This is a genomic window from Dinghuibacter sp., from assembly GCF_035492835.1.
Classification (GTDB): Bacteria; Bacteroidota; Bacteroidia; order Chitinophagales; family Chitinophagaceae; genus Dinghuibacter.
Genome location: NZ_DATJIY010000248.1, coordinates 1 through 8,455, shown reverse-complemented (window position 1 = coordinate 8,455; position 8,455 = coordinate 1). Strand labels below are relative to the sequence as shown.

Genomic DNA, 8,455 nt, shown 5'->3' with positions numbered 1-8,455 from the left:
CCACTTCGGCGTCGAGCCACAAACAAAAATGGACAAAATGCTGTACGCCTTCGACGAGCTCTCCGGTCTCGTACATGCATACTCCCTGATGCGTCCCGGAGGTTATGACGGCATGGAGCTAAAAGGCGTGCTCAAACGACTGAAAGAAAAAACCTTCGCCGCCGGCGTCAACCGCGACGACATCACCGACGCGTGCGCCCGCGCGGGCATCACCCAAAACGAGCTGATCGAATTCATCATCGCGCACCAGCGCGGCTAACGCGCCTGCGCGCGGCCAACCGACCCGCGCAAAGCGGCTAACGCCCGAGTACGTACCGCTCGACGGCCCCAATGGCCTTTGCCAGCCGCTCTTCAGGCGACCCTGAGATGTCGACCCAAGGCGTGGACTGATTCACGAGGATGTCTTTGTAAATGTGGTACAGCTTATCCCGGGTTTCGAGGTCCGGATATTCCCGGAGTTCGTCCGCAACCCACGGCAGGTCCGTATTGCAGAGCAGATAAAGATCGTACTGGCGCGAAACGACCTGCTCCAGCACAAAAGGCGGGCAGGCGTTAAAAACGAACTCCCCCCATACCTTCATCACATACATGTCCGTATCGATAAACAGCAGCTTCCGGTCCAGGTCGTCGGAAAGGAAAGGCGCGAAGTCTGCGTTGTTCAAGAGCGATAACGCATACGCGTCTTCAGCCGCCAGCTGGCCCTTGGCTATCGCGGTAAGGTCGTCCAACGTATAGGAAGTTCCGTGTTTGAGCAGGTATTCCCGCGCGTACTCGGGGACCCAGGCGGTCCGGTAGTGCTGCGCCAGCAATTCGCACAAGGTGCTTTTTCCCGTCGATTCCGGACCTATAGCTACGATCTTCTTAAGCATATTCGGTGTTTGATCCTTTCCACTTCCTGATCCATTCCAGCAAGCCGAGAACGGCGATGACGAGGAAAACCAGGAACTGGAAGCTGGTAAATACATATCCCTTAATGAAATACAGCGGGATGCTTGCAATATCGGTTATTATCCACCATATCCAGTTCTCGATTTTCTTACGGGTAAGCAGCCACATGCCGGTATACGCCGCGGCGGCCGAAAACCCATCCGCCAGCGGGATCGCGCGCGGTGCGAAGGAAGCCTTCGCATACGTCAGGGCGACGTACAGTACAAACCAGCAAACAAAAAAGAACCCCAGCGCAACCGCCCAGTCCCGGCCGGATGACCGCGTGATCACCAGCGACGGCTGACGATCCGATCCGCGCCGCGCCCAAAGTACCCAGCCATAGACGTTCATGACGGTATAAAAAACGTTTACGCTGGCTTCTCCCAGCAGGTTGCCGCGGAGGCTCAGATAGACATAAATACCGGTATTGAGGATGCCGAGGGGATAGTTGAAGATGTTTTCCGCCTTGCCCAACCAGACGCATACGATACCCGCCAGCACCCCTATGTACTCCAGGAGGCTGGTTTCCCTGAGGCCATCGATAAATGACTGGTATACGTGCTGCATTACTCGGCTTCCGCCACTACTTCCCGGACCTCGGGGATCATGCGCTTCATCATGCCCTCTATACCCGCCTTGAGCGTGATCATCGAAGACGGGCAGCCGGAGCAGGACCCTTGCAGCATGAGATTCACCACGCCGTCGTCATAGCTCCTGAACTGGATGGCGCCGCCGTCCATTTCGACCGCCGGGCGGACATAGTTTTCGAGGAGCTCCTTGATCCGCTTGACGACGTCGTCGTCATCGGCGTGCACGGTGTTGGTGCTTTCCGGTTTTTTGATAGCCTTTATTTCTTCCTCGTTGATGACCGCCTTTCCTTCCTCCAGGTATTCCTTGAGGAATTGCCGGATGGCCGGGACCACATCCGACCATTCCGTTTCCGGGGTCTTGGTCAGGGTTACGAAGTTGCTGGCGATAAATACGCTTTTTATAAAGGGGAATCCAAAGAGCTCGTTGGCCAGGGGAGACGGCTTGGCGCTTTCCACGTCGGGAAAATCGGCGCTCTTACCGGGGTACAACAGCTTATTGGCCACAAACTTCATCGTTTCCGGATTGGGCGTCTGCTCCGTGTAAATGCTGATAACCGGGTTCCCTGTCTTGATCATAAAACACGATTTAGAACGTCAAAGTTACAAAAAAAAGCGGGGCGTTACGCCCCGCTTAATAATCAGAAAATCATGACAAAACTGTGATGAGCCCCTTTATCACCGCTCCCAGCTTCACCGCCTCGAACACCCTCGATTCCGAGGCCCCGTGCTGGAGCACGGACTGTTCGTGGGAGGTTATGCAGAGCTCGCACCCATTAACCGAAGACACCACCAGGCTCAGGAGCTCGAAGAACTCCTTCCCCAGCACGGGGTTGGCCATGATGGTCATCTTGATGCCCGCGGGTTGGGCCGTATACACATCTTTTTTGACAAAGTGCCGGAAACGGTAAAAGATGTTATTGGTGTTCATCAGGGAGGTACAGGCCGCCACCTCGGCGAGTTCCGCCTCGGTTGCGCCCGCCTGCCTGGCAAGTCCGGTCAGGGACTCCTTTAGCAGTTCGGACCTTTCGTTCAGGGCCACCGCCAGCGCCAGCAACACGGATTCCTTGCGGTTGAGGTGCTGGTTGTTGTTCAGGACATTGCTGACGTTGATCTTGAGGTCCTTGATGTAGCGGCTTTCCACCTGGAGCAGGCTCTGCACGGCCAGCGAGGGTGTGTATCCCTCCAGCTGTAGTTCCCCCAGCAGGTTCAGGAAAGTCTCATTTTGAATAGCAACGGCTTGACTCATGGGCCAAAATGGTTTCTCGTTAAGCGATTGGATTAATTCAGGGCCAGCTGCGCCGTAAGCGTCTCCTCACCCTTACTCCAATTACAGGGGCACAGCTCATCGGTCTGCAGCGCGTCGAGTACCCGGATAACTTCTTGAACGTTCCGCCCCACGCTGAGGTCATAAACGCTCACCCAGCGAACTATGCCCTGGGGGTCGACGATGAACGTAGCGCGGTACGCGACCTTTTCCTCCGCTTCGAGGATACCCAGCTCTTCCGCCAGGGTCTTCGAGGTGTCGGCAAGCATCGGGAATTTCAGGTCCTTCAGGTCCGCGTGGTCCCTTCTCCAGGCCGCGTGTACGAACTCGGAGTCCGTGGAGGCGCCGATCAGGACGGCGTCACGGTCGGTAAATTCGCTGTGCTTCTTGTTGAATTCGGCGATTTCGGTAGGGCAAACGAAGGTGAAGTCCTTGGGCCACCAGAAGTAAACGGTCCACTTCCCTTTAGAAGAGGCGTACTCATGGGTCAGGTCGATGAACTCCTTGCCCTTCTCGATGGAAACGACGGCTTTTTTCTTGAATGCAGGAAATTGGCTTCCTACGGACAAAACGCGGTTGCTCATTATATGGTATTTATTTTTTCCAGTGCTGTTGATCAATTCCTGGCAAGCCAATCGTGCCGCAAATATGCACGTAAAATTAATCGAGTGGATCAAAAATTATCTTATATCACATAGATAAAATCTATAAGATGCGCAGCTTCGCGTAATTCAGCATGATCTTCTTCTCCCCATTCAAATCAAACCTGATCGTCGCAATCGGGTTGTGTCCCGACCCCTCCATCTTCAACACTTCCCCGAACCCGAACTTCTGGTGCTCGACGCGCTGGCCGGCGGCCAGGTTGGACAGGTCGCTCGGTACAAAGTCCTTGCTGGGGGTATGCTCCACCGGATTCGGCTTTGGCGCGGGGCCCAGGTATTGCGGTCGGGGTGGTTCGGTCCGCTTAGGCGGCGGGGCGCCGCCGCCACGGTGGCCGCCGTGCATCCGGTCGAACGCGCTGGCGCCGCCGAAACCTTGATTGCGGACACCGCCGCCGGCGTAGCTTTTGTCGAGGTATAGCTCCGGCACCTCTTCGAGAAAACGGCTCGGCTCATTGGATACCAGCTGACCGAAGCGATAGCGGTTCACCGCAAAGGTCAGCCACAACCGTTGTTTGGCGCGGGTCACCGCCACATAGAACAACCGCCGTTCCTCTTCCAGGTCCTCCCGGCTGTTGATGCTCAAACCGCTCGGGAAGAGCCCCTCCTCGATACCCGCTACAAAGACCACGGGAAACTCGAGTCCCTTGGCCGCGTGTATGGTCATCAGCTTGACGACGTCGGGGTTTTCGTCCTCGTTATCGGCGTCGGTGAGGAGGGTGATCTGCTGCAGGTAGGCGCCGAGGCTTTTGTCACCCACTTCCCCGTCCTCTTCGTTGAGGGGCGTCTCGATCCATTCCTTGATGGAGTTCAGGAGCTCCTGTACGTTCTCGTAGCGGGCAAGTCCCTCGGTGGTTTTGTCGTTGAAGAGCTCCTTGACGATACCGGTGTGCTTGCCCACCAGGACCGCGACGTCATAGGCGTTCTTGCGTTCTAATTCACTGGCGAACATCCGGATCATCGTGACGAAATTGTCGATCGACTCCAACGTCCCGCCCTTGAACCCAAAAGTGGCGGCGGCGTTGAACACGTCCCAGGCGGAGAGGTCGCGCTCGTTGGCGAATGTCACCGCTTTTTCGATGGTTGTCTTGCCGATGCCGCGGACAGGGTAGTTGATGATCCGCTTCAACGATTCCTCTTCGCGCGGGTTGACGACGACGCGCAGGTAAGCGATAAAGTCCTTGACTTCTTTGCGCTGGTAGAAACTGATCCCCCCGTAGATCTTGTACGGCACATTCATCCGTCGCAGGCTTTCTTCAAAGCTCCGGCTCTGGGCATTCGTCCGGTAGAGTATGGCGAAGTCGCGGTTGGCGTAGTGGTTCCGAAGCTTTTGTTCCTGTATGGTGTCCGCTACGTACTTGCCTTCGTCGTTGTCGGTGGCGGTCCGCACGAGCCGGATCTTCTCCCCCGGGACGTTGTCCGTCCAGAGGGCCTTGGGGATCTGCCCCTTGTTGTTCTTGATGACCTCGTTGGCGACCGCGATGATACTTTGGGTGCTGCGGTAGTTCTGCTCGAGCTTTACCACCTTGACGTCGTCGTAGTCCTTCTGGAACTGCAGGATGTTTTCGATGGTCGCTCCCCGGAAGGAATAGATGCTCTGGGCGTCATCCCCTACCACCGCGATGTTCTCGTGGACCGCCGCCAGCAGCTTGACGATCTGGTACTGCGCGGCGTTGGTGTCCTGGTACTCGTCGATCAGGATATAACGGAACTTGTGCTGGTATTTGTGGAGGACGTCCGGGAAATTGTTCAGCAGTATATACATATTGAACAACAGGTCGTCGAAGTCCATGGCGCCGTTCTTCCGGCAACGGGCCCAGTAAGCCTTGTATATCTGGGCGATGGCGGGCCTGTTGGCCTGCATGTCCTCCTGCTGGATATAGTAGTCCCCGGCATACTCCTCCGGTCCGACCAGGCCGTTCTTGGCGGAAGAGATCCGGTTCAGCACGACGTTGGGCTTATAGTGCTTGTCGTCGAGGTTGAGCTCCTGGACCACCGTTTTGACAACGCTCCTGGCGTCGTCGGTATCGTATATGGTAAAACTCCGGGGATACCCGAGCCGTTCGGCTTCCGCGCGGAGGATCCGCGCAAAAACGGAGTGGAAGGTCCCTATATACAGGTTCCTGGCCTCGCTGTTGCCAAGTATCTTCCCGATCCGCTCCTTCATTTCGGCGGCCGCCTTGTTGGTAAATGTAAGGGCCAGGATACGAAAGGCGTCTACCTGGTGCGCCGACATCAGGTGGGCGATCCGGGTCGTCAGCACCTTTGTCTTGCCGCTCCCCGCACCCGCCACGATCATGATGGGTCCGTCTTTGTGTAATACCGCTTCCCTTTGTTGCTCGTTCAATCCGTCCAGGTAATTCTGCATGGCGCAAAAATACGATCCGTTTAATATAACTGGTTGCGGAGAATTCTTTTGACGGTGGACAACGTCGTCCGGCTTACGGAACCCCTGTATTTTTCCAGGATGCTTTTGTCTGTCAGCCCCGCACCCAGGTCCTTGATCACCGGGAGCAGCCGGCCGAGGAATTCCGCGTTTGGCGTGCGGTAGCGAAGCAGCCGGCGGACGGTGTCGATTACGGCCTTGCCCACCGCGCCTTCATAGAGCTCAAATATTTCATCCGTACTCAGACCCAACCGGATGTCATCGGCCACGCGGGAGTAATCCGCCAGGTATTTTTCATTGGCTTCCATAATCTGGAGCAACGGCTCGTCGGTATATTTCACCGGCACGGCCTGCCGCCGGGGCGACCGGTGCAACCTGGCGAGCGCATAGTTCCCTGCGATGTTGTCACAGATTTGCAGGTCACTGGTTGTCAGCTCGAACCATTCCCCTTTCACTCTCTTGTGCTGGAAAACGACGTGCAAACTGCCCTCCAGGCTCCCGATATTCACGTCCCCGTATTGTCGTATCACCCGGAACAGGATGGGCAGGTGAGTGTGATAGGCCGCCAGGCGTTGCTGCAGGTCCCGGGTCTTCCCTATCTTATATAGGTTTTTCCCCGTTTTCAGAATGTACACACATCCCCCTTCCATGATTTGGCGTTTTATCCAAGATATAGGAAAATATGGGAACTTGTTATATTTACGCCGACACTAATTTTCTCAAACATGAACCTTCTCGGAAATATTGTCTGGATGGTGTTCGGGGGATTCTTCGCTGCGATGGGATATATGATCGGCGGTTTCCTGCTCTGCTGTACCCTCGTCGGCATCCCTTTTGGCGTACAATGCTTCAAGCTCGCTTATCTCGTCCTTTGGCCCTTTGGCAAGCAAGTCGTCAGCAGACCGTCCGCCACCGGTTGCCTGTCACCCCTCTTCAACATCGCCTGGCTGATCTTCGGGGGACTATATATAGCCTGCGTCCACTTGTTTTTCGGGGTGCTCCTGGCCATCACCATCATCGGCCTTCCGTTTGCCAACCAGCACTTTAAGCTGATCCCCATCGCCCTTATGCCGTTTGGCAAGGACGTGATCGGGTAAAACCATTACGGGGGAGAAGGTATTTTTTTGAAAAAAAAGCAAAAGCCCTTGACAAACTAAAAATATTAGCTTTATATTTGCTAAAATTATTAGTCACACTTACTCCTTACATCCAAAAACATTTGTTATGGCAGCCAAATCCGAAAACACGAACGGGCACGACAAAAACAATATGAGCGAAAAGCTGAAAGCGCTGAAGCTGACCATCGAAAAAATCGACAAGGATTTTGGGAAGGGCAGCGTGATGATGATGAACGAACGCGCCGACAAGACCCTGGAGGTCGTGTCCACGGGTTCGCTGGGGCTGGACGTGGCCCTGGGCGTGGGTGGCTTTCCCCGCGGCCGTATCGTCGAAATATATGGCCCGGAGTCTTCCGGTAAGACGACGATCGCCATCCATGCGATCGCCGAGGCCCAGAAGAAGGGCGGCATCTGCGCCATTATCGACGCCGAACACGCCTTTGACAGTTCCTATGCGCAGAAACTGGGCGTGGATACCGACAATCTGCTGATCTCCCAGCCGGATTATGGGGAACAGGCCCTTGAAATCGCGGACCGGCTGATCCTTTCCGGGGCAGTGGACGTCGTCGTCATCGACTCCGTGGCCGCCCTGGTACCAAAAGGAGAGCTGGAGGGAGAAATGGGGGACAGCAAGATGGGTCTCCAGGCCCGTCTGATGTCGCAGGCCCTGCGTAAGCTCACCGCGACCATCAACAAGACCAATACGATTTGCATATTCATCAACCAGCTCCGGGAAAAGATCGGGGTCATGTTCGGGAACCCCGAAACGACCACCGGTGGGAACGCCCTGAAGTTCTACGCCTCGGTGCGCCTGGATATACGCCGTTCCGCCCAGATCAAAGACGGGGATGAAGCCGTGGGTAACCGCGTCAAAGTCAAGGTCGTCAAGAACAAGGTGGCGCCTCCCTTCCGCAGCGCCGAATTCGACATCATCTTCGGGGAAGGCATCTCCAAGGTGGGCGAGATCGTCGACATGGGCGTGGAACTGGGTGTCATCCAAAAGAGCGGTAGCTGGTTTAGCTACGACACCAACAAACTCGGCCAGGGCCGCGACGCCGTCAAACAGCTCCTGCTGGACAACCCCGGTCTGGCCACCGAGATCGAGACCAAGATCAGGGCCAAGCTCACCGAAAACCAGCAACCCGCCGTTGCCGCCGCCGCGCCGAACCTCAACTAACCGGGCACCCCGCAACGAGACGCCACGCGCCTCCATTAAGCAACCGCCCCGCAAAAACGTTTCAGCCTAACTACTATATAAAACGCTGTTTTTGGATTAGTAAGTAATAGTCACGGCCCGCCTTTCCAGGCGGGCCACGTTTTTTTAAGCCTGGAAACTGCGGGAGATTCCCCGCAATAAAAGCGTCGAACCGCTAACTAATTGAAAATAAGCGTATATTCGTGAAAACGCTCTGAGAAAATGGCCGTATATATCTACCAGCGTATAGATTGGCCCCGCTTTACCTGGAACCACGAACGCTTGTCAAAACGCTCTACAAAGGTAAGTCATCATC

The 8,455-nt window shown here is 55.6% G+C and carries 11 protein-coding genes; 4 read left to right on the top strand and 7 right to left on the bottom strand.

Translation table 11 applies throughout. From position 1 onward, the window contains the following. Nucleotides 1-259 (top strand): RepB family protein (locus VL547_RS22340; protein WP_325582146.1); only part of this gene is annotated, 259 nt, incomplete at its 5' end. A gap of 37 nt (nucleotides 260-296) precedes the next feature. On the opposite strand, the gene VL547_RS22335 is transcribed toward VL547_RS22340, so the two are convergent. From VL547_RS22335 to VL547_RS22305, 7 genes are all read right to left on the bottom strand, one after another. Beyond that, nucleotides 297-869: an ATP-binding protein gene (locus VL547_RS22335; protein WP_325582144.1), complete on the bottom strand. Its 573-nt coding sequence runs from the start codon at nucleotides 867-869 to the stop codon at nucleotides 297-299. After that, nucleotides 862-1,494: a nicotinamide riboside transporter PnuC gene (pnuC, locus tag VL547_RS22330; protein ID WP_325582142.1), complete on the bottom strand. Its 633-nt coding sequence runs from the start codon at nucleotides 1,492-1,494 to the stop codon at nucleotides 862-864. Before pnuC ends, VL547_RS22335 begins: the two co-directional genes overlap by 8 nt. Then, nucleotides 1,494-2,093, bottom strand: a complete 600-nt coding sequence (locus tag VL547_RS22325; RefSeq protein WP_325582140.1) for a NifU family protein — start codon at nucleotides 2,091-2,093, stop codon at nucleotides 1,494-1,496. Before VL547_RS22325 ends, pnuC begins: the two co-directional genes overlap by 1 nt. Nucleotides 2,094-2,163: 70 nt before the next feature. After that, a complete protein-coding gene (locus VL547_RS22320) occupies nucleotides 2,164-2,763 on the bottom strand; it encodes a carboxymuconolactone decarboxylase family protein (protein ID WP_325582138.1) in 600 nt (199 codons plus the stop codon). 32 nt (nucleotides 2,764-2,795) lie between these two features. Beyond that, nucleotides 2,796-3,365 carry a peroxiredoxin gene (locus VL547_RS22315; protein WP_325582136.1) on the bottom strand — a complete coding sequence of 190 codons (570 nt, stop codon included), beginning with the start codon at nucleotides 3,363-3,365 and terminating at the stop codon, nucleotides 2,796-2,798. 121 nt (nucleotides 3,366-3,486) lie between these two features. Further along, nucleotides 3,487-5,808 carry an ATP-dependent helicase gene (locus VL547_RS22310; RefSeq protein WP_325582134.1) on the bottom strand — a complete coding sequence of 774 codons (2,322 nt, stop codon included), beginning with the start codon at nucleotides 5,806-5,808 and terminating at the stop codon, nucleotides 3,487-3,489. A 20-nt stretch (nucleotides 5,809-5,828) separates the two neighbouring features. After that, on the bottom strand, nucleotides 5,829-6,461 hold the full coding sequence (locus VL547_RS22305) for a GIY-YIG nuclease family protein (RefSeq protein ID WP_325582132.1): 633 nt from the start codon (nucleotides 6,459-6,461) through the stop codon (nucleotides 5,829-5,831). A gap of 90 nt (nucleotides 6,462-6,551) precedes the next feature. On the opposite strand from VL547_RS22305, the gene VL547_RS22300 reads away from it, so the two are divergent. From VL547_RS22300 to VL547_RS24165, 3 genes are all read left to right on the top strand, one after another. Further along, entirely contained in the window at nucleotides 6,552-6,923 is a 372-nt protein-coding gene (locus tag VL547_RS22300) for a YccF domain-containing protein (RefSeq protein WP_325582130.1), read from the top strand. A gap of 127 nt (nucleotides 6,924-7,050) precedes the next feature. Continuing rightward, nucleotides 7,051-8,121: a recombinase RecA gene (recA, locus tag VL547_RS22295; RefSeq protein WP_349255545.1), complete on the top strand. Its 1,071-nt coding sequence runs from the start codon at nucleotides 7,051-7,053 to the stop codon at nucleotides 8,119-8,121. Between the two features lie 240 nt (nucleotides 8,122-8,361). Next, nucleotides 8,362-8,455, top strand: a 94-nt coding sequence (locus VL547_RS24165; protein ID WP_414648369.1) for a DUF4172 domain-containing protein, incomplete at its 3' end; no start/stop codon positions are given.